The 23,415-nt window shown below is 52.2% G+C and carries 10 protein-coding genes and 1 pseudogene; all 11 read right to left on the bottom strand.

Translation table 11 applies throughout. The annotated features are described in order from the left end of the window. Positions 1 to 593 precede the first annotated feature (593 nt). Positions 594 to 1,631 carry a phosphorylase family protein gene (locus QLH52_RS05625; RefSeq protein WP_319960857.1) on the bottom strand — a complete coding sequence of 346 codons (1,038 nt, stop codon included), beginning with the start codon at positions 1,629 to 1,631 and terminating at the stop codon, positions 594 to 596. Continuing rightward, complete coding sequence (locus QLH52_RS05620; protein WP_319960856.1) at positions 1,628 to 4,120, bottom strand: GAP1-N1 domain-containing protein; 2,493 nt, start codon at positions 4,118 to 4,120, stop codon at positions 1,628 to 1,630. The genes QLH52_RS05625 and QLH52_RS05620 overlap by 4 nt, the downstream gene beginning before the upstream one ends. Further along, positions 4,117 to 4,944, bottom strand: a complete 828-nt coding sequence (locus QLH52_RS05615; RefSeq protein ID WP_319960855.1) for a TRAFAC clade GTPase domain-containing protein — start codon at positions 4,942 to 4,944, stop codon at positions 4,117 to 4,119. Before QLH52_RS05615 ends, QLH52_RS05620 begins: the two co-directional genes overlap by 4 nt. Then, positions 4,931 to 5,914, bottom strand: a complete 984-nt coding sequence (locus QLH52_RS05610; RefSeq protein ID WP_319960854.1) for a TRAFAC clade GTPase domain-containing protein — start codon at positions 5,912 to 5,914, stop codon at positions 4,931 to 4,933. Before QLH52_RS05610 ends, QLH52_RS05615 begins: the two co-directional genes overlap by 14 nt. An 8-nt stretch (positions 5,915 to 5,922) precedes the next feature. Next, positions 5,923 to 7,230 carry a GTPase-associated system all-helical protein GASH gene (locus QLH52_RS05605; RefSeq protein ID WP_319960853.1) on the bottom strand — a complete coding sequence of 436 codons (1,308 nt, stop codon included), beginning with the start codon at positions 7,228 to 7,230 and terminating at the stop codon, positions 5,923 to 5,925. Between the two features lie 755 nt (positions 7,231 to 7,985). Continuing rightward, positions 7,986 to 10,157, bottom strand: coding sequence for a putative Ig domain-containing protein (locus QLH52_RS05600; protein ID WP_319960852.1), 2,172 nt, complete (start codon positions 10,155 to 10,157; stop codon positions 7,986 to 7,988). Positions 10,158 to 10,207: 50 nt separating this feature from the next. Then, the gene (locus QLH52_RS05595) at positions 10,208 to 11,086 is read right to left on the bottom strand and encodes a transglutaminase-like domain-containing protein (RefSeq protein WP_319960851.1); all 879 of its coding nucleotides are present in this window, start codon (positions 11,084 to 11,086) and stop codon (positions 10,208 to 10,210) included. After that, positions 11,083 to 11,988, bottom strand: coding sequence for a rhodanese-like domain-containing protein (locus QLH52_RS05590; protein WP_319960850.1), 906 nt, complete (start codon positions 11,986 to 11,988; stop codon positions 11,083 to 11,085). The genes QLH52_RS05595 and QLH52_RS05590 overlap by 4 nt, the downstream gene beginning before the upstream one ends. A gap of 126 nt (positions 11,989 to 12,114) precedes the next feature. Beyond that, positions 12,115 to 12,645: pseudogene (locus QLH52_RS24580) on the bottom strand (REP-associated tyrosine transposase). Next, positions 12,581 to 12,733 carry a hypothetical protein gene (locus QLH52_RS05575; RefSeq protein WP_319960847.1) on the bottom strand — a complete coding sequence of 51 codons (153 nt, stop codon included), beginning with the start codon at positions 12,731 to 12,733 and terminating at the stop codon, positions 12,581 to 12,583. Before QLH52_RS05575 ends, QLH52_RS24580 begins: the two are co-directional and overlap by 65 nt. A 127-nt stretch (positions 12,734 to 12,860) precedes the next feature. Beyond that, positions 12,861 to 23,415 (bottom strand): RHS repeat-associated core domain-containing protein (locus QLH52_RS05570; RefSeq protein WP_319960846.1); only part of this gene is annotated, 10,555 nt, incomplete at its 5' end.

The raw sequence follows: 23,415 nt of genomic DNA, 5'->3' as shown, positions 1-23,415 counted from the left end.
GCAGCGCAGTTGATTAATTATTGCTTTTCGCGCGTCGAATTTTTACGTCGTTCCTTTCTTTCCGCTTTCAATTCAATAGGTTCGCGGCGATGCCACATTGTATTTTTCCCACTACGCAATGACGTTAAACAGAGCCGTCTAACAAGCTCTATCTGAGCAATGGGTACTACGTCATCCTGAAATCGGCAGTCGTTTGCACGAATATCTCGTTTCATGTGATGTGCTTTGCTAATGCCTAGCGTAAACCGGCCGACGGACTCAAGGTAACCGTAATGCCCTTTCTTCCTATCGAAAGATGAAAAAACCTTTGAATCAACAGAATACAGCCCTTACAACGACTCATTTCGCCTGTATGTCGACAAATGATCGACTGAGTTCGCCATTTTCATAATTCACATGCTGTCGAGGCAACTTGTCGATCATTCGTTGCTCACCAGTCTACTCGCTGAACCAGGAAGATTTTACAATCTAGGCATTCTGGCGAAACCATCAATTGCGGACATTCACAAATCCAATGCAAGGGTTTTAAAACTCATTCACTGATTTGCACTCAGTCGGTCTCGGGTTCGATTCCCTTCAACAGCTCCATTTATTTAAGGCCTGTATAGTATTTCCTTAACATCTTTGTTATCTCCATACTCTTCTGCAACAGTTTTAATCAAACTATCGATAGTTATATTACCCCCTCCACCTAAATTCAAAGTTCTAATAGCTTCGACCCATTGACCTTTACCTGTTTGGCCTAGGTTTATTAAAGACAAATCCCCACCAGCAGCTATCCATATTTGATTATCTCGCAATCCTCCTGGATAAAGCTTACACATAATTTCAACTACTTTTTGCTCTCGGGTGCATTCGGTTGTGGCATCTGAAAAATTCAGTTGTTCCAGTAGACCAAACAGGAAGGCAGCTACGTTGGCCGAAGCGTATGGTTGTGAGCCCTTGCCGTCCATTTGCCCTTTATCTTGCACAAGATCGGAAATTCCGCGAAGAAGCAGGGTTTTGACGAGCGGACGCATGCGGCATACTTCGAGAAAACCGAGGCCTTCCATTTCGATGGCGAGGGCATGGCTGGCGTTTTGTTTCAGGAATTGATGAAGCTCTGAATCAATGGAAGAATCTACCTTTTCACCAGAAGCAATGGTGCCGGTGTAAGTACTGATGACGGGGGCAAATTCCGGGTTCAGAAGCTTCTCAGTTGTTTGTTTCCAGGCTTCGCTTTTTGCATACTGACCAGCCAATCGCTCCAGTGCATAAGAAGAAGCACCAAATTGTGGCCGGGGTTTAAAATTGTTTTCTTCGGCCTTTCCGCGCTCGTAACCGTAAACATCCCGACCAATGACAATGTCTCCGACTTTTACGTCTTTCAATCCACCGGCCACACCAACAAAAAAGGTGTATTCGGGACCAAAATGGGCGATAGCGCGTTCAGTCTCTATGGCGGCATTGATGTTGGTTTGATCGGTCCGGGCAACGAACACTTCAAGGGTTTTACCATTGCAGCGGTATGTACCTTTTGTGTAATCGGTGCCAGTTGAAGTGTGTGCTACCGGCTCAATGTTATTTAAATGTTGCTCGATGGCCAGGCGCTCCACTTCCAGAGCGGTGAGGATAAGGATAGGTTTCTTCATAGTAATTGAATAAGCTGTTTTAATTTGAAATCTCCGTGAAATTCTTTCTGCATCTCTTTCAGTAGTTTTTTTACCGGTGGCGAACCACCCTTTCGAATATGATTTATGGCGAACGTCCAGCTTTGCTTTCCTGAGACACCTTGATAGTGGAGTTCTTCTAATTTCCCGCCTGAGTTTGCCCACAATCCATTTTGAGTCGGTCCCAAAGGGTATAGCTCCACCGCTCTGGAAAGAAATGCCTCCCACCACTCATCTTGCGTAATTGCATCAGATTTCAATCCAGTAACCGAAAGACCTAGTCGTTGAAAAAAACCAAGTAAGTCGCTACATTGCAATAAGGCTGGTACCAAGTCCTTTCTATGAGATCCAAGTTTGAACAGATCGTCAGCTACCGTTTCCCATCTGTTTTTGGAAACAAGCCGACCAAATTCTTTCGCTTCTGCGGGTGAAAATTGATTGTCCCGTATCAACTGCTGTGCGTGACATTCTCCCAAACTAGGCAGTACATCGAGCAGCCGCAGTTTCTTGGTAAGCGGAATGGTTTTGCTGCTGATAACAAGCTGTTGCACATTCTGCGATTGCACTCCGTTTTTTAACTCAGCTTCGAGGTCGTTGAAGCTTAATTTGCTGGTGGCAAGGTCATCGAATAGCTCAAGAAGCGTTGCGGTAATGAACCCGGTACGTGCTTTGTCTGGAAGCGCATGCCAGATGGATGCCCGCTGTGGATAGTCTTTCAGGCTGCTATACTTTCCAGTGCTTATTGCATTAAGCAGAGTTGCGCTAAACGCATTTCCAGCCAGCTGGTGATCGAGAACTTCGAACAGGGTGTGCTGTGGGTTAGAAATGCCCGACCACACATCACTGCCTCGCTGAACGGCTAATTCCCAGCACTTCTGCCAACCTTCGCTGGCAATGTCGATGCCTTTCAGTAACTGTTTGTTCTCATAAATAAATTTTCCAGCGATGCGGTGCAAGCGGGCATCGGTATGACTGGCTGCTACAGACACAAAGGAGCTTTTGCTGATGCATTCAGACAAGGCTTCTAGCGCTACGGTATGATCTTCATCAGTGTCGATACGCAACTGGGCTTCAATGGCTTTTTCAGCAGAATAAAGCTGCGCAGCCACTTTCGCGTGTAGCACAAGCCAGCCCTTTTGTTCTGCCATGTGCAGAACCGCTTCGGCAACTGCTGTTTCCAGCTTTGGGATTTTTGGGGTTAGCTCGTTTTCAGCATCATCCGGCAACCAAGAAGTGTGTTGGGTGATCAACGCAGGTTCATTTTTCATCCACTGCCACAAAATGGAGGCATCGCTGGGTTGTCGTCTTTTCAGTCGGTTATTGACATACTCCAAAACCGCATTGACCCACCAGTTTTTCGTTTCAGCTTCCAATGCTTTTACAAGCACAGCCCCGCACTCTTTAACTTGTCTTCCTTGAAGAAGATGGTTGGTGAGCCAGTCAAGTACCGCACCAGAAACGGAAGTTATTGCATTCGGGAATCCTTTCCAGCTTTGGTACGTGAGAGCCATGAACATCTTGACCGGTGCAGTTGGAATGGCTTGAAGAATTGCGGTCATCAGCTTGTTTTTGCCTTTGATGCCAACCCTTTCATTTGGACTAATCTGTGAAACAAAATGGGCCAATACCAACAAGTGGTTAAGCCCAGGGGTCTTGTCGATTTGGTGGTAGGCCTTACCATAATCCTCAAGCCGGTTGAGCGTTTCTATGGAGTCAATTATCGGGGCAAAATCATTGAGCAAGGTTTCAAAGGGGATAGCCTTTTTAACATCTCCTACCAACCAGTTTGCGGCTGAGGATCGCAGGGGCTGTGATTCACCCACACCAAGCACACGAAAGGAATGCCGCTCCCATAGGGTTTTAGCGTCTTCGGGAATATAGAGTAGGCTGAGGCATTGTTTATTAACATAAGATGGACCGAATGCAGCTCCGATTTTTAGCATGTGCTTTACTTTGGCCGGTAGCTTGGGCCAGATTCGGGCTACCCACTCCCAGTAACCTTCCTCCCCCAACCAAACAAATGGCTGTTTTTCCAGCAAGGCATTGGTGGCGGCAGCTTCCCTTCCATTCACTGCCCCCGTTATCGTCATAGCTTCCTGCGAGAGGTATTCCAGTGAGTGCATTTTTGCTTCTTTTTGAATATCGGGCAGGTGATATTGAAACAGGTCGCTGAGCTCGCGAACTCGGTGCAGGTCAGCTTTTGGTATGAATAGGGCGTGCGAAAACACCCTCCCCGAACGAAGCCCAGGACTTTTATCGGGAAATGTTTTAATCAGCAAAAAATGATCTTCGGCAAAGAAACCACGTACCACGGGACTGGACAAAATTCCTCCTACAGGTCGGTCGGCCAAATCGGTGTAGCCGCTTACTCGTCTAAACAGCTCGTTTTTTTCATCGGAAGCAGCTAGCAGATCGTGCCCGGAGGTTTTCCCCTGCAATTCTCCGTATATGGCCTGGTGGATAACTATCATAGGCTCAGGACTTCTTCGATGAGGCGGGTCAGGTCTTTTTCCTTCGGATTGTCGTCCAGCACCAGATAGCCGAAATTTTGAGGCATCTCGTCCAAGTATTTGTCGCGGGCCTCATCAGTTTTTAGCGGGAATTCCTGCGCGGATACTCCAATGATCTTAAAGCCTCCTGCCAACCAGTTGGCGGCAATAAAATGGGCGAATAGTGGCAACTTCTGCCGCAAGATTTCTTCCGGTGTCGAATCGGTGCTCAGCTCGTCCCAGCAGGTTAATGCAATGAGCAATCGGGGAGTATCAATTGGGTTTTTCATGCCTGTGCCGCGCGCGTGCAGCAGCACTTGCACCAGCTCAATGAATTGCGATTGATCGGATGTGCTGGAGATTGTGGCATTCCTTTCTTTCGGATCTTTTGTAGCATGCCCCTTCTTGCTTAAATCGAAGCGGTGTTCAATTTCCGACGGGCGAATGAATAGGATCCATCGGTCGTTCGTTTTCGCCCGAACAATCCACGTCTTGTCGTATTCCATCAGGGCCACGAGGTCGCGTACCTGTTCCCCGCCATAATCTTTGCAATGCAACACAAAATCCTGCCCTCCATAAATGACCGGGATTTTTACCTCCAGGTTATCGGTAGAAGCAGTTGGTTCCGTTTCTTCCCCGACAGCTAATCGATCGTAGGCGTTTTTGATACCATCGATGTTTTCAGGTGCGGAAGCCAGTTGCAGCTTTCCTTTTTTATCCATCAGGCGACCATATAATTGGGCCAGAAAGGTGGTTTTCCCTGAGCTCGGCGGTCCGATGATCAAAATCTCGTTATTTGCTGCCATAGCGGCCTCGGTATAAAAAGAAATAATCATCTGTTTGGATGGCTGTAGGCGTGATTTGCAGCGGCTGAGGGTTGGCTAGATGGTTAAGCACTGTTTTTGCGACGCCTACATTATTTATGTGACAAAACTGGTCGGAATCAGATTTCGAATAATTGCTGATCTCCAGTGATACGGCTCCTGGAAAAGTTTCGGACAGGCTTCGTCTAATAACCTCCACAATATTTCCACGCATCTGCTCGGCTAGGTCGGCCTTAGACCATACAATCACCACCGGTCTGCCCCGCAGGTCTCTTTTAACTTGTTCGGCTAATTGAACGATGTCGCGCTTGGCTCTGCCCCGCTGCTCGATAATTGCCTCGCAATCCACAAACAACAGGAATGCATGGGCGTTGTCATAGATCCAACGGGCATTTTCAGCAGCGGGGTCGTTCACGTTATCCGCCCATTTTGAAAATACTTCGCCAGATGAGTCAGCAAACAAAATATCGTTTAAAAAACCATCGTGGCGCAGCGCTAGGTGGTAGAGGCTGTAAAAATCCTTGTCAGAAGGCGTGGCATCAGGATTTCGAATTGAACCATCTTCTTGAATTTGCAACGTTTTTGCCTGCAACTCCCACCCGTTCAAAGTATAGCTTCCCGCAAACTCCCAGTTTTCGATGCGTTTACCGTTGAACAAGAGCAAGTACAGCATGGCGAGGTAGGTGGTTTTCCCTGCCCCAGACGATCCGACCAAACCGATGATCCTGGGCGTACCTCGGTGCGTCAAAAGGTCGAGCTGATCGGGTCGCAACCATTCTCCCGTCCAAGGAATAGACTTAGCCACAGCCGACCTTTTCACAGCTTTTGCCGGTGCTTCTACTACTCCTACTTTTTCGAAGAACTGACATTGCTCGTGCAGTGGTCCAGCTAGTTCCAGACAAAAATCATCAGGAGCATAGCAGTCATCTTTGTTACATCTTCGCTTTGCCATATCCTGCCTTAGTTATCAATTGCCAGTTTTTGCGCTTGCAACCCGTGAAACAACCACACTGCCAGATCGGATGCAGTCAGTTTGGCTGTTTTGTCGATACCCGTTTCGCTGAAAAAGTCGGTGGGATCACCCGATTGGACGACATTGGCCCATGCGTTAAGAAAGGGCTTACGTTCGTCTCCTCCAGCAGCATGTTCTTTCAACGCTGATTGAATACCACCGTGCAGGCTGCCGCGGTCCATTAACCAGTCGGCGATCAAGCGTTCTTCCTCCGCTTGTTCACCATACACGTCTTTCAGGGTTTCCCGCAGCAGGTAATCTACACTTTCCGGGGAAATAGCACCTACTTCTTCGGCCAGGTCGAGCGCCATGCAAACGGCTGCATTCATTGGGTTTAGGCTGCGGTAGCTGGCGTTCAACAAACGGGAATACATCGATTCCTTCCACCAGAGCAGCTCGCTGCGCTTGTTGTTGGCAGTGATGCTGTTGGCGAAGGAAGTATTCAGGTCTTCAAAAAAAGGTTGAAGCTGGGCAAAGTAAGTGTCCAAGCTATCTTGAATGGAGGTAGAAATAGAGGAAATGGACTTGGCTTGTTGGGATAAGGCGGAGTTCACAACTTTAGTAATTCCCATAGCTGAATGTTCAGCCATAAACTGAGGCCACTGGTGACTCTGGACACCTTGATGTGATGGATTTTTTCCTCCTCCAGCCTGCGAACTCCATCCAGAGTGGACCATCGCATCGAGTAAATGTACCTTTAGAGCTTCTCCATTAATTTGAGCCGCGTTTACTGCAGAAATGGAAATCTCAGCACCTTTAAATTTATTTGCCTGAAATTTGTGGCTGATTCCCCAGGCCGCCCGTCCATTTTCCTCCGTTCGATCGGCCAACTCCTGTAAAAACCCGCTGATCACGTTCTCTTCCGAATCAAGCTGGTAATGCCCGATCACATCGCGGGCTGTCAGCCAGACCAGTGCTGTCGTAGCCGCATCGTCTTTCGATAGTTGGCTCAGCGATTCTAGGATCACTGCCCGTATGTAGGTGGTGGATTTATCCTGGGTGGCAGTCACACTGTTTTTAAAAGTAGGCCACTTTTTGATAATGATCGTTTCAACCTGCTGCACCACCGGGTCGATGTCTTTCACCTTCGGGTCGAGCGCCACTAGGGTATAGGGGATAATGTCGGATTTTATCTTTCTTCTTGTTAGGTATTTTTTAACTTCGTTCACTGCCTTATTCAGGCTATCAATGTCTTCTTGGACATGAGTTTTGATGTGCTGTTCGTTAAGGTAGGATTGAAGTATTGATTCAGTCATTCAAAATTGTTCCTTTTATATTGTCAAATTGGTTGTAAAAAAAGCCATATAACAAGTGTTTATCAAGACCTACATAATCTACGCTCAGAATTGGCCAAAATGCCACTGAAACCACTTTAGGATAATTTGTCAAAACTGGATAACAAGCGAATCGTAAAGATGGCTAGAAACTAGATATCTACCCATCATATTTGCTAAAAAAATTGTATTCGATAATCTCTGTACCATACAGTTATTGATAGGACTCGAACACCAAATGGTCAAATTAAGTATAGGAAACAATATATTTCACCGTCGGCAATGGAGAAAGTTACTTGCTGATATACCAAAAAAGCTGCCTTTCATTAACTGCCGCTTTTGGTCGAGTTGAATAGCCGAAATGGATCGACAGGCGGCCCTCCGCTCTTCACACATCGCCCGATAGCTGTCATAAAATTTCGATTTCTGTTTGCGGGCAGTCGCCACTGTGTCCAACCCACCCTAACTGCCGGTCGCGCTTTTCCAAAGTTGACGGTCAACCAAAATCGGTTTCTACAGGCTAGAAGTCTACAAAGCAGCCTTTGACGACCCAATCCAATCGGCCGAAAGGATTTATTCGCAATTGTCAAATTTACGGTAATCAATCTAGCGGATGAGGTACCAACCGCTAGTCAGGAGAATTTGGTCTTTGCAATGAAAAAAGACGTGTTTGTGAGCGGCGAAATATACCCATCCAACTTCTTTAAGCACACACCAACCGCTCAATCCTTAAACGATCACTCGCAACCCGGCAAAGTGATTAATTCCTGCTTGATTGCATTGACGATCAGACCGTCTGTTACACCAATTGGAAAATCGACACCGATGGGCTGATTCGCCTGGCTATCCCATCCGCAGCTTTCAAAGCGACCATTCGATTTATTAAACGATTGCGTCAAACTGACTTTGGACTTGGTTAAATTAGCCACGTCGTAACAGCTAAAACCTACTGGCGCCAGAGGATGTCCGACGTAATTGGGCCCGGGATTGACAAACCACACCGGACAGATTTTTTCGCCGTCGAACTGCAAGGTTTTCTGTTGCAACATCTGTATCGCCAATGCGTCACCGGCCTTGATGGCAAAGTCGCCAGCACTCGCGTAGCTGCATTGCTCGACCTTCTGGCTGGCTGTATTGAAGCGGCTGATATTTGCCACCACCGTTGCATCGCCCAAACTGTTCAACAACCCGAGACAGGTTTGATGTTGAACGGCCACTTGTACCGGATAAGTAAAAATGTTGAATCCAGCTTCAAAAGACACCTCGTAATTGGCAGTTGCCACCGGCGCGTCGATAACAGTGATTTTGGCCGTACGCTGCGCTTTCAGCGCGCCGTCCGATGCGGTAAAGGTAATGTAATACACACCTGCCTGATCATGGTTTGGCGTCCAACTGAATAAACCGACTCCGTCGCGGCGATCCGCGAACACAGCACCGGCGGGCAATTGCGCCACCGTCAAAACCGGCACCGTACCGTCAGCATCGCTTGCCTCAACGATAAAGCCCACCGATTTGCCTTCGCTGACCGTTTTATCCGCAATAAATTGCAATACCGGCGCATGCGGTACCACCGGGAAATCATCCATCGTCAAACTATAGTGTCCACCACCATTTTGGTCGAACACGTTGATGAAGTAATTCCAGCCGTGGTTAGCTGCGCGGGTTTTGGAGAGCCACACGTTGGCCTTGTTTAAAGCCTTGCCATCCGCCCGCAGTAAACGCGTCACGTCTTTCTTGCCGGCCTGGGGATCCGGAATCCGCGCGTAAAAGAACCCGACCGTTACCGGCAGATTCAACTGGTAACTGGCCGAGCCGCCCTGCTGTCCGCTGACAGCAATACTGGCAAATGCCGATTGATCAGTCACCTGGGTATCGACACCATTCGATTCATAGACTCGCAAAGTGCTACCGTCGCTCGCCAGAAAATCCTTGATTGCATCGCGCCCCGGCAAATCGACAAGCACATCGCGCAGAAGTTGATGGGTATTGACCGCCGTCATCAACGAGGTCAACTCGCCTCCCAATTCGTCGGCATGCGAATAGTCAGCCGTAAATTCGATGAATTTGCCGGACAACGTCGTCTCCATTTGCCAGCGACCCATCTTGGCCGAATTCGCGGCAATGTCGCCGAAATCCAGCAATAAACTGGGCGCAACCGCCGCATCGTTAACAAAGCCGCCATTGATGCGAAAATTTATCAACAAACCTAGCTCGTTCTCGACGATGCGCGGCTGCGCGGAATTGATTTTCAAGGCCGGCGCCATGCTCCGGCCTTTGTTGCTGACACGGACGCCCAAGGTAAACGGCTCCGGCGGTTCGATACTGGGGGTGAAGGCATCGTCCCCAAACACGTCGGAAGGTAAAAAGTAATCTAATGTCAACTGCGGCATCGGCTTGACGTAGATAAAATCAGGCGTAATTTCGGTGGTTTTGGTTTCGCCGTTCAGCGTGTATTGCAAGGTGGCACCGACAAAATACAACTTGCCGCCCGCCAGTTGTCCGGCGGCACCGGAGGCCGGAATGATCAACCAATGGATATCGGCGGACGATGCCGGCGCGACCACGCCGGTCCCGGTCACATTTTCGATACCGCTCAAACTGTCTTGACGGATAAAAAACTTGGCTTGGGTGTTATCCGGGTCAAAACTGCCGATTACCGGATTGCCGTCTTCATCGGCAAATTTCACATCCACCCGCACGTTTTCCACCGGGAAACCTTGGACGCCGTTGTTGATCCGCATATGCGCATCGAAAGCCTGGCGTTCCAGCGTTAATTCCTGTTTGATTTCGATACTTACTTTGGCGCAAAACGTGTCCTCGGCCGCCGCGACGCCTGAAACTGCCAACCAAAACAGCACAAATATCCAGAACACGGCTCGATAGTTCTCAAGGTTAGCGGTGCGACTCATCTCAGGTATTCCTTCTCGGTTCAAAGCAGGCGAACGGGGCAGACAAACATCTATTCCATATCCACTTCCAAACCCTCGCCGTTAAATTGATAACGAGAGAATTTGAAAGTCGCATCCGGTCGGTTATCGACCAACCGCATCGCCACATAACTACTGTAGCGGCCATCGTAATTGCGTTTTTGCGGATCGGCGATTCGCCAAATGCCGCCGTCATCGAATTCGGCCCATTCGTGGTAAGCCGCAGCCTGCAATAAGCCGTTGTCATCCAGCACATAGCCGGCCACCGCACGAGCCGGCACCGAATTGGCTCTTGCCAACGCGGTAAATAAATAGGCGTTCTCGGTGCAGTCGCCCTGGCGTTGCTGCAAAGCATACAGAGCCCCCCGCTCGTCCCGAACGTAACCTATGTCGCGCACGTTATTCACCACCCAGTCATAGATGCCACGCAACGTTTGCGCCGGTTCGCCAGCCAACAGGTTGGCGGCGGCCGCTTGGACGGCCGGGTGATCGCTTTCGATCAACGGCTCAGGTTGCAAATACCGATCCGGTAAAAATCTCCAAAACTTATTCGGCTGGGAATTCATCCGTAATTGCGCGGTAACCCGGATCAATTTCACCCCGTAAGGCGGCATATGATCAAAGCCAAAACGCAACACCTGATTACCCAAATCATCGCTTTCCAATGTGTAAGGCTGCGACACCTCCACCCGTTCGCAGCAGGCTTGTGCCGCGGTCTGCCTGACCGGCAGATACGTGCGAAACTCGGCATGCTCCAAAACCCGATTCGAGGCATTTCGCAACACAAAACTGTAACTGACCGTTTTACTGCTATCGTATTGCGGCGCCGTTACCAACTGCCAGCCATACCAAGCCGCACCCGACAACACCAAAGCGGCAAACGCCGCTAACAAAAGCTTTCTATGATTCATCGCCGCCTTCTACCGCATGTAACAATTTTTCCCTGTTTTTCGGCTGGCCGATTCCACACGGCCAATTGCCGTTGCAAATAGGTCCGATAGCCTTGTTTGCCGCCTTGCAGAAAATACAGCGGGGGTAGCCCTGCTTTATCGGCAATTCGGCGGAACCGATCGTAGTCGAGGCCGGCATCGGTCATCAGTAAAATCCGCGCTGCCGCAACTTGGCGTTCTCCCGGCCCGGCAACGGCTTGCCGCAACAAGCGGCGCAAATCGTCATCGGATTTTTTATCCGGCGCCTGCCGGGAAAAATCCAGGAGTTTGATGTCGCTGAATTCGCGCTCGGCATAGAACTGCGCCGGGCTGACCTGGTCCAGCGTGGCATGGATTAACGAATCGCCGCTCACAACCCCGCCCGCATGGCGCCATGCGTTCAAGCCGCCAGCCAACACCCGGACGTTATTAAAGCCCGCCGCTTGCAATTGCCCGAGCAAATCCAGGTTGCGGGCCGCGGCAAAGCCGTTGTCGAACAGCAGCAGCGCCTTATTCCGCAAAAACACCTTACCCGCTAAATCTCTGGCGGGAATATGGATGCTATTAGGTATCGTCGCACCTGCGTCTGGTTTGTCTTCGCGAATATCCACCCAGAGCAAATCGGCCGATGCCGGCAAACTTTTGACTTGCTCGGCACTAACAAAAGCCGGATTTTCCAGCTTGACGGTTCCCGGCTTAAAACGGCCTTGGTCCAAATCCTCCAAGGCCGGCAATCCGAACTTTTCTAAGCTCTGCGGACGCACTTCAATTTCGGAACAGGATTCGAAATCGCCGTCGGCGGCATTATTCGAACCCGCGGCCGCACAAGCCGGTAGGACCAACAAAGATTTAATTAACCAAAACAGCCGTAACCGTACTTTCACTATTCGCATCGAATATGGCTCGAATCTCTCAATTGCTTAATTACGATTTCAAATTCAACTAACAATTCTTCCGGCATTCGATCAACATGCCAAAAAAAATTTAATTTAGGTTCGGAAATATTAATTTTAATTAAATTGTTCGCAATCATCTATTTCATAATCAATGTCGCCCAGCCAATTTACAGGATAAACACCTTGCTTGACATAACGGTGAAAACTTGAATAAGGCCAATCGATAACCTTTTTAACCCAACCAGGTTTCACCGGATTGAAATGTAAAAAATCCATGTGGTTTTCGTAATCCTGTTCGTCTCGAATAAAATGTTCCCAAAATCATCGTTGCCAGATTCCGCATTCTCCTCGCTTGACTCGCACATTGGAACGTCTTTCCTCCAAGGGGATGCTTTTGGAAAAATGGGTTTCAATCAATTTCCAACGGCTGGAAAAATCATCATCACCTTCCGGCAAGGTCCAGATGGTATGCATATGTTCCGGTAACACCCATCCAGGCATCAATATACCCGCAGGGCACAAGTGAAAAGGCTTTTGTCCTTTACACAATCGAACCGCATCCCTCAGCAAGTCGATACGATCAATCAATAAGGTATTCTTCCTTTCCAGCAAATTCACCGTAAAGAAATAACACCCGGCCGGCACCCGATAACAGAGATAATTCGGCTTCGCTTGTCATCTCCAACGGGCGGAAAAGCGATAGCGCATTTATGCCCAGTGGGTATTCCGCCATATCACCGCCCAAAAACCCAAAAACTCAGCAACCGGAACAGCCACAATCGAAATCAACATCACCGGCTTCGAAATGTCGGATTACCGCTCATCCAACTTACTCCCGTTCGATTATTCCGTCTTACGGGTTACGGACTTGGAGAACCACGTATTACCCAGCAAACACCCCGATTCGGTTCGCAAACTAATGTGTCATAGTTATCAGGTTTTGTTGTTTTCCGAGCGTCGTCCAAAAACTTGTCTAGGTCGTCACCAGGAAACTGAGGATCACCAATAAAATAATCCGGATCCGGCGCGGACGAGTTCTCACATTTCATTTGTTTTTCTAGTGGCTTGTCTAACACCTTATTAGTTGCATCTAATAGATCATTTGCCCGTTCAACTTTCTCTCTACTTTTACCTGTTTTTTCTAAAATCTTTTTCCCAATTCTTTCTAAATGTGGTTTACACTGAGGCATTTTCCAACACTTAATCGCTCCAGCAACACCAATACGGGCCAAACCCATAAATATACCGGCAGCGGACTCACCGCGATAGTCAAACATTCTCAATGGATTGTTTTGTACGTAGTAATAGAAGTTAAATCCACCTTCCAATCCAATCGGATCCTCCTGAACATATCTCCCCACCTTCGGATCATAATCCCTAAAATAGTTATAGTGCAGCCCAGTCTCTTGATCATAATACTGCCCCGGAAACCGTAAATTATTCCCCACCGCAGCCAGCGAGACATGCATATTGCCGAACGCTTCCTGCCGGGCGCTCCATACCAGCAAACCATTACTGTCGACCATTTTCTGCGGCGTCATCAAATGGTCTTGCTGATACCAGTAATATTGACCATTGACCCTCTGAAATAAAGGCCCGGTGGTCCACAATGAGTCCGGCCTATAACCATAGGATTTGATCAACCCGCCCTGTCCATTAAATTCCCCAACCAGACCTTCCTCAGCATACGCGAAATAGGTTCTAACGCCGGCCACGTCTTTCCACAAGCGACGACCGAACGGATCGTAGTAATAGTCGGCTACCGCCGAGCCGTCGGTCCGTTCGACGCGAGTCAGGCGGTTGGCAATATCGTGTCGATAGACGCGCTGGCTACCCAGCGCGGTTTTGATTTGCAGATTGCCGTTGGCATCGTAGGCAAAGTTATTGCCCGGATAAGACAACAAGCGGTTGTTGGCATCGTACTGCCATTCACCGACGGTGTTGGCCGCGGTTTTACGGTTACCCAATGCATCGTAGGTATAGGCTTCGTCGGTCAGGGTCGGGTTGTCCACGCCGGACAAACGATCCAAGACATCGTATTGATAGGCATAGTCGCCGTGCTCGGTCAGTTTGCCGGTAATATTGCCGCCGGCCGAACGCTGGTACCGGTAATTCATTAAGGTATTTTGCAGCGGGTCCTTGCTGTGAATTTGGTTCACCCGCTGCAAGGCGTCGTAGCTGTAATTGGTGGTGACGCCACCCGGCAACGTCATGCGGTTCGGGCTGTTCCAGGTGTAACCGTTGTAAGTCACCCGCTTGCCGTCCGGCAGTTCGACCGCAGTCAGGCGATTGGCATCGTCATACAGATAACGGTAAGTGACGCCGTCCGGGCCGGTGAAACTTTCCTTCTGGCCGTTGGCGTAGTAGCTGTAGGCCGTGGTCAGCGTAAAGCTGCCGTAATCGGTGGCGGTGGCGGTCAAGCGGCCCAAGGCATCGTAGCTGTAGGTGGCCGAGGTGGTGCCGTCGTCGTAACCGGTGAGTCGACCGAGCTTGTCGTAGCTGTAATGGATGGTTTTGACCGGCGTCTGACTCTGGCTGTCGGCAAAGTGCTGCTCGCTCAGCAAGCGGTTGGCGGGACTGTATTGATAACGAATCGCCTGGCCTTTGGCATCCAGCAGCACGATTAGGTTACCGGCTGCATCGTATTGGTAGTGCGTGGTTTCGCCCATCGGCCGGATTTCGGCGGTGACTCTACCGTTACGGTCATACTCGAAGCGGGTCACGCCGCCGTTAGGATCGGTCAACGCCATCAGCTTGCCCAAATCGTTGTAGGCAAACCGGGTTACGCCGCCGGCCGGATCGGTGGTTTGCCGCAAGCGGTTTAACGCATCGTATTCATGGTAGGTGGTGCGGCCTTCTTGATCGGTTTCCGCAGTTACGTTACCGCTGGCGTCGTATTCGCGGCTGACGCTTTGTTGAGTATCGGCATCCAATTGATCGGTGTTACGCACCACGCGTTGCAGACGGTCGTAATACAGGCGGGTGCTGTATGTTGGGTAGTCGATTTGTACCGGTTTGGACGAATCGGCAAACGCTGCAGCGGTTTCATCGTAATGGTAACGAGTGGTGTAGCCGAACGCATCGGTTCCGACTTGGGTCGATGTTAACCTTTCCTCGTTGTCGAATTCGTTTGCCACTCGATTGCCCAACTCGTCGGTCGCCAAAACGGGCAAACCGTCGCTGTTGTAAGCAATCGCCTTGATGTTACCTAACGGGTCGATGGTACGTACAATTTGCTTGCGTTGGTTATAAGCAAACTCACGGCGCTGACCACCAGCATCGATAGTTGCCACCCGATTGCCGACGCCGTCGTATACGAATACGGTTTTGTTGCCCTCCGGATCGGTTTTACTCGTCAAACGGCTGCTGGCGTCGTAGGAAAAAGTCCATTCGTTGCCACGAGCATCTTTGACCTTTAACGGATTTCCCGATAAATCGTAGGCTAGGAATTGAACCTTGTTCCCTTCGGCATCCGTAATGCTGGTTAGGTTGCCGCTAACTCCGTAGCTTAAGCGAGAGGTCGCAGCCGCTGTGTTGTCGTCACCCTGCAATGTTGCTTCTATCAGTTGTTGCTCAGCATCGTAAGCATAGGTTACGGTCTTTTCGGCATCGGTACCTTTGGCTTCGACTCGGCGTGTCAGGTTTCCGTTGCCGTCGTAACTGTACTCCGTCACGTTGCCACGTCGGTCGACTTCACGTTTAATTTGATGGTAAACGTTTTCATACTCAAACCGAACTTCGCTGCCGTCGGCGTAAACGATACGGGTAATTTTGTCCCATTCGTCATGACTGATTCGAGTGACGTTACCTTTTTCGTCGGTGGTAACGTCGGTTCGGCCGTCGGTCTCTTTCGTTTTTATCCGCCGCCCGTTTACTGCCGCGCGAAGCACATCGCCGTCGTCGTTGTACCAGACTTCGGTGATCTTACCGGCTGCGGTTTTGATTTGGGCATACCGTTCCTTCAGGGCTTTGTCGTAGCCAAATTCAAAATAAGTGGCCCGCCCTTCGTCATTGACAACCGACGCCACGTCGCCGCTGCGGTGATAGCCAATGTGTTCGGATCGTCCCAACGCGTCGGTTTTACTAACCAGACGATTTTGTCCATCGTATCCGTAAGAGGATTCCGCTCCGGTTGGGTCGACGACCGTGGTTAATAAGCCACCGGAATAGCGGTATTGGACTTTTCGGCCCGATTTGTCGCTCGCATTCACCAGGCGGCCATCGGCATCGTATTGGAACCACAGCACCGGATCGCCGTTTCGATCGGATAGTTGCGACGGATGTACGGTCTCCGCATCGGCATAGGTCAATTGCCACATCCGCGATGCTTTGCTCCCGTGCGCCAATACCCGACCGTTTCCGTCATATTCCTCCCAGTTGCCGTTTGCGTCTTCCCACGTAAAACCTGTTTGAGTTTTTACGATTCGATATGCCTCATTACGGAAAATCTGTTCCGAACCGAAGGACGCTGGCTTATAAGCGACTCCGCCACGATCAATAGCGATGATCAAACCCGAATACAGGTCACGAGTCAGTTTCAGCCGGGTACGTTCGTGCTCCCAATGCCACGAATCATCGTAATAACGGCGTTTGATTGTTGCATAGCCACCGACTACTTTGACGGTCAAATCAGTCATCTGGTCCTGATATTGACGCATGACGGAATCCACCCAACTACCGGTGCAGTGTTTGACAAGCGGGTCCGGTTTGTCTTCGGGCTCTTTGGGTTCGGCCGCCGGCTTGCATTGATCGTCGTCCAGCGGCTTGGGGGCCGGTTTAGGCAAACTAGGAATACTCGCACCACCCGGCGAAGCGGAGCCAACCGTGCCGCTACCGCCGGCACTGCCGCCAAAACCACCTCCACCACCGTAGCCGCCGCCACCGCCGCCGAATCCTCCACCGCCGCCGCCAACACCGCCGTAAACTGGCGGTGCGCTGCATTGGCCGTAGGGGTAATACGCATAGTTTTGGATTGCATCACGGCGCCAAGTGCCGTTGACGCAGTGATAGGTGTAGGTCACGCCAATCGGCAGAGCCTTCATCTGACATCCGGCGCCGGAGCCGCCGTCCTGACCCTGATCCAGCGTTTTCAGAGCCACGATCCGGTATGGAACCGTTACGGTTTCCTTGGCTTCCAGACTGGTAGGCAACCCGCCCAGCAACTCGATTCTGAAGGCATCGTCCGTCGGCAAATTGAATTGCAAATCTTCGGCACGGATCAGGCCGTGGTTGGTCAAGGTAAATTCGCCGTAATACACCTCGCCGGCTTTCATTTTCGGCAGGTTAATCGCCCCCGGCTCCATCACCACTACCGGCGCCGGCACGTCGGTTTCGTAGGTGGCATTCAGCGTGATCTCGTAGCGGTCCTGCAGCGGCACCTCGGTGACGCTCCATTCCACGCTGACCAAATCGTAATCCAGAAACACTTCCTGAACCTGAGTCAGACCGGGTTTGACGGTCAAACGGCCGATGACTTCCTGGTGGTTGGCGGCCGTGGCTTTAAATTTGTAACGGCCCGCCGGCAAGTCGGTAAACAAGGATTCGCCGGCTTGATCGCTGGTCTGGGTGCGGTCGATCGAGGTAACCGCCTCGTTTTGCAGGCGAATCTGCGCGCCCGCCAGGCCGGGAATCGCAACGCCGTTACGATCCAGCGTTGCGGTATAGATATTCGATAGATGGAATTTGACCTGGCCGATACCGGACTGGGTGACTGCGGCATAGACATTTACATCGACCGGATCGGTATCGGCGCTGGACAAGCGCAGACGGAACTCCTGCAAGCCTTCGGCTACCGCTTGATTGGGCGAGAAGGCCAAGGTAACCGCTGTCGTCTGACCAACGGCCAAAGTATCGATGCGAGCCGGCGACACCAAGGACACCCAGGACGGTGCCGGATTGCCGCTTGGCGTCATTAAATCCAAGCGCAAGTCGTGTAAATCGGCCAGACCTCGATTGTCCAGCGTCAGGGTTTCCGTCGCCGAGGCGCCACGCGCCACGCCGGTTTCCAGATAACCGGGACTAAACGCCAATACCGGCTTGGCTTCGCTGAGCGTGTAATCGACGCGGACCTTGGCCAATGTTTGGCTGCCGGCTTCGTAACTCTTGATCGACAACACCACTACGCCGCTGGCTGGAGCCGTTCCATCCGCGCGGAAATTAACCGTTACCGGTACGGTGTCTCCGGGCGCCAGGTCGACCGCCGGCGGCAGGCTCAATTGAATACCGGTCGGCAGTGCGCCGAGCGGTTGGTCGGCCGCTTGGAACGCCACTCTGACCCCGGTCGCCGCCGCCCCGCTGCCTGCGCTCAGTCGCAACGGGATAGTTTGATCGACATTGCGCGGACTGGTCAGTTTTATTTGCGACAAGTCGGTTAAAACCCGGCCAATGTTGAATTCGCTCTGGAGCGGACGGTCCTGCAAATCCGGATGAATCGCTGCCACTTGGTAGCGGCCGGATTCTCCCGGCAGCGGTTTGAAGCGGTAACTAAACTGACCAAGACGGTCGCTCACCACATCAACCACCCGCTCGAATCCGTTGACGCTGATGACCAACTTCAGCGGCGCCCAAGCCAAAGCCTGGTTGCTGCCATTGTCCATCGCGCGGCCGCTGATCACGACATCTTCATTGCCGAACGAGTGCGCCGGGCTGATCGAACTAATCTCGCCACGGTAGGCAACATCCACCAATTTCAGCGGACGCTGCGTCTTGTTACCCGCGATCGCGGCCTGACCGTTCCGGCCCAGATGGTAGTAAAAGTGGTCTATTTCGCCATAAAGGTAGACGTTGTCCGGCGCCGCCAGCGGAACTGAAATGGTGACGGGTTCGGAAACGAAGGTCTCGCCGGGCGGGATACGGATTACGGTTCTACCATCCGGCAAGGTGACGGCTTTTGCATCCAACGACTGGCGGAATGCGCGAGTGGCCAGGACATTGCCGTCCTGGTCGCGTAACTGGAAGCGAATTTCGTCGGAATCGGCACCGCCGCGGCCCAATGCCGTGACAATTTCGATTTCGGCGGAGCTGCTGTTGAACAAACTGAAGCGAACTTGGCCATTGGCACCACGGACAAAATCCGAACTCAGCAAGTTTGCGACCAGTGCGCCTTCGCCTACCGATATTTTGGAGTTACGGATAATCCGCGAAATTTCCCCGGTTTCGGCAGCCACTTCGACGGTACTGGTCAAATCGGCGGTATCGGCCAGATCGGCATGGCCGGCGAAAATGACCGGAATCACGCGCGACTCGCCGGCCGCCAATGTCAGGCCTTCGGAACTGTAATGGTAAGCGCCGATTTGCGCATTGACGCGCAAAACGGACAACGGCCGGTCACTGCCATTGGTGACGGTGTAATCCAGGCGATTCATCAGTCCTCGCGCCAGACCGCCGGTTGGCGCCGTCACGCTCACTTTAGGCAACAAAACTTCGCGGCGCGGACCTTCCGCGCCATTGGCATCGACTTGGGCTACTGCATAGTGCCGCTGGGTTTCCGCATAACCGGTATCGGTATACGTCGGCGCATTCAACGGATTTTGATTCAACTTCAACCACAATCCGTTGTCGCGCAGGTAAACGTTAAAGCCGTTATCGCCTCCGCTGGTTTGCCAGTTCAATTCAGGCAGGCTTTGATCGGTCTGCGCGACCACTAACTCGCTGACCGGCAACAAGGTGAAGTTCAGATATTGCGAAGCGGCCGGCAACGATTCGTTACCCGCGGCATCGACCGCGGTAACGCTGTAATAGTGGTCTGCGGGCGACGGCGATTGATCCAAAGCAAACAATTTGCTTATATCGCTGTGGATGGCCGTCAAATTCGCCACCGACTGAATCGCAGCGGCGCTGCGGTAATAGCGGTAACTCAAACCCTGTTCGTTCGCGGGCGCCTGCCAATCGGCGCGGATACCCGAGCCGGTCAAGACCAACGCCAGCCCGGTTGGCGGTGTCGGCGGCGTGGCATCCGCGTTGACCTCTACGATCTCGCCGTAACCGCTGACCGCTTCCTGGGCATTGGCGCTGCGCACCGATGCAATTGCGTAACGGTGAGCGCCATCGACACTGGTCTGGTCGGTCCATTCAGTCATCGAACCGGTACGCCGATACGGCGTCAGTTCGTTTTCGCCGGGCGCAGCCCGGAATAGTTGGTAATCGACCGCGCCGTTCACCGGTAGCCACTGCAATTTTACCCGGCCACCCGCCAAACCTTGGCCGGATAATCCGGACGGCGGATCCAAAGGTTGCAATTGACCTTGGTAGACCTGAAAGCGATTGCCGCCGACAATCGGCTGACTGGCGTTGCCGAGATCGTCTTCGGCCTGAAGCGAGAGGGTTAAGGTTTCGATTTCGGCCAAGCCGGCATCGGCGGGCAATGTGAAACTGGCGGTCCAGACCTTGGCCGATTGCCGAGTCAGGGCAGCCTTTTGTTCAGTCCTGGCCGGCCCCGAAAGCTGGTAGGCCAACTCGGGCGTTGCGTTGTGGGCCAATTCGGCATCCAGTTCTAATTCGACTTGCAATGCTGCCGGTTGCGGATCGTTTTTAATCGGATCGCCCGGCAACACATTCAAGCGGACCACTTTGGGACCGTCGGTATCGATCTGGATCGTCGCACCGGCATCGATTTCGGTTCCGCGATTACCGTAACGGTCGCGGGCGGAAAACACGGCATAGGCGGTACCGGTCAAAGTCTCATCGCTGATATCGAAGACGCCGTGGTAACGGGTATCGCTTAATTTGGCCAGTTCCACGGCAATCGGCGTACCACCGTCCGGGGTCAAGGTCAGGAACGGTTTTTCCGACAGTGTCTCGCTGACATCGACATCCACGGCAACCCGACCGAGCCCCATGCGCCCTAAATTGGCATCAAAGGCTCCTGACGGGGTATAGCTGATCGCGGTCGCACGCGGCGGAGTGGCATCGGCTGAAGCATTCGCCTGATTCGATACCGCACTTGTGGTGCCGGCATTGTTCACCACAACCAAACGGTAATAATACTGGCCGTCGATGCCGGGAAAATCGTCGAAGCTGGTCGCCGTCAATAGCTGATTATTGACTCGTGTGGCTTGTGCAATCGATTCGAAGGGGCTTGCGGAACGGTACAAAGCGTACCCAGCCACGCCGTTGGACTGGACTGCGTTCCAGTTCAGCCGGATCACGCCCGATTCGCGACTGACAGCGGTCAGACCGGCCGGTGTGGGCGGTATCGACGCATCCACAGTCACCAACACGGCATTGCTCAAAGCACTCCGGCCGCCTCGGTTTTCAGCGGCCGCCTGCAGCGAATTGCTACCGAGTTGCAACGCTATCGAACCTAGAAAGCGGTTATTGCTATCCAGTGCCAGCGGCCCGGCAAGTTGCACACCATTACCGAACAGCACGATCTGGCTGCCTTTTTCGGCAACGCCGCTAACCGTGGTCTGCAACTGGTTGGTCAACAAACCATTGGTCGGGGCCGCGATTGTGGGTGCGGCAGGCGCACTCAATGCGATAGTGAGATTGACGGTGGTTGTCGCTTTGTTACCCAAGGTATCGTAGGCGTCGATTTGCAAGACATGGGCGCCGTCGCTGAAGCTGGCGATGTCCCAAAACGCCGAGAAACTATTGGAGCCGATGCTGTCCGTCGCAAACAACTGGCCGTCGACGCTGAATTCGACCCGGCCGATCCCGTTGTTGTCGTCGGCGTTGATAGCCAGGGTTCCGGGCTTGCCCAAGGACGCTCGGCTGGTTAACGGTTGATTGTTGAAGCGGATGTTCGAAATCACCGGCGCCGATTGCGGTAAGGCGGCACCATCGATCACTGTAAAAATTGTCGACACTAAGCCGCTATTGCCCAGTCCGTCCTTGACCAAGGTACTGACACTATAGACATCCTTGGCTAAGGGCGAATTGGCGGTAAATAGCAATTCGTTGCCGGAACGGCTCCATTGGCCGGCGATTAAGCCTTGGGTTTGGCCGGCGACTCTGGCAGAGGCCAGAGCTTGAGCGTAATCCACACTACCCTGGCTATCGGACAGGCGAATGCGCACTTCGGACAAAGGCCCGGTCACTCGCGCACCGTTGGCCGGTGTGCTGCCGGAGATGGTCGGCGCCGACGTATCGCGAACAACTCTCAGCATCACGCTATCACTGCGGTGGCCTTGCTCGTCCACCGCATAAAGGGTCAGTAAATTGATGCCAGAAACCAGGGGAACCGTTACTGACCAAGCGGTCTGGGCATCGGGCGCCACCACGACCACACCATTAACAGCGATGCCGGTTGCAGCCGATTTCAGCCCGGATAGGGTAATTTCCGCTTCGGCGGTGGGCGAAGCCACTGGCGTAACTGACGGCATAGGCAACGTGATTGTACCGCCGTAAGCGCCGAGTTCGGACCCGTCGCTGCTGGCGGCTTTAGAGGGTGAATTTGCGGAAAGGTGGCGGTCGTTATCGGAGTATTGCGGGTCTATGGATTGTTCGCTGGCTTTCGGGGTATATATGTAGTTTGAACCAGTAGCTTGCCGGTCTGCACCGTTACCCCAGACGTTGTTGTGACTTCGAGCGAAGTCGTTGCCGTAATAGGCATAAAGCCCGATCCTGTTGCGCGTCACGATGTTGTTTTCGAACACCAGACTCGCTGACGGATAATAAAAATACACCCCGTCGCCGCCGTTCAGATCAATGGTGTTGTAGCGTATCCTCGGTGCCGCAGAACTGTTCGAATAGATGCCGTAACCGCTGTTATCCACAATCAGGTTGTTCTCGATGCGTGGCGAACCGTCGTAAACCATTACACCGTTAGCGCAGCCGCTGATCAGATTGCGGCTGATTTCGTGCACTGGGCCGTACACGGAAATACACGTGCTTGCACCGCTCATTCGCGCGTGTTTGATCGCGCTGCCGGAGGCACTCGCACTTAGGACGATTCCGTTCCACTGGCTACCGGCAAATAATGCTTCGAACACAATCGGCTGCTGCGCGGTACCGACGATGCTGGAGACGCTATCGACGGTCAGGCTGGCGTTGGCCGGCACTTTGATGACCGTGCCGGGCTCGATGTCCAAGCGCCACGGCCGCGCCACGGTAACGCTGCCGGTCAACACCACCTCGCCGCTCCAGCGTTCGTTTTGTGTCAGGCTGCCGCTGGTAGTCGGCGTGGTGCTGTAGACCGGATCAAAGACCGGGGCTTCGCCGCCATTGCCATAGGCGCCAAGCTCGCCACCGGTCGCAGAGGCAGTTTTCGATGGTGAACTCGCCGTCAGGCGGCGGTCGCCTAGGTACGGATCAAGGTATTGCGGGTCGCTGGAAATCTCGCTGGCTTTCGGGGTCGTTATGTAGGCTGCGCCACTAGATTGTCGATCAGTACCGTTGCCCCAGACGTTGTTGTTGCCTCGGCTAAAGTCACTGCCGTAATACGCATAAAGCCCGATCCTGTTGCGGGTGACGATG

Origin of the sequence: Methylomonas defluvii (assembly GCF_033949435.1) — a bacterium.
Classification (GTDB): domain Bacteria; phylum Pseudomonadota; class Gammaproteobacteria; order Methylococcales; family Methylomonadaceae; genus Methylomonas; species Methylomonas defluvii.
Note: the sequence above shows the minus strand (reverse complement) of the source record. Positions and strands in the feature narration are given on the sequence as shown.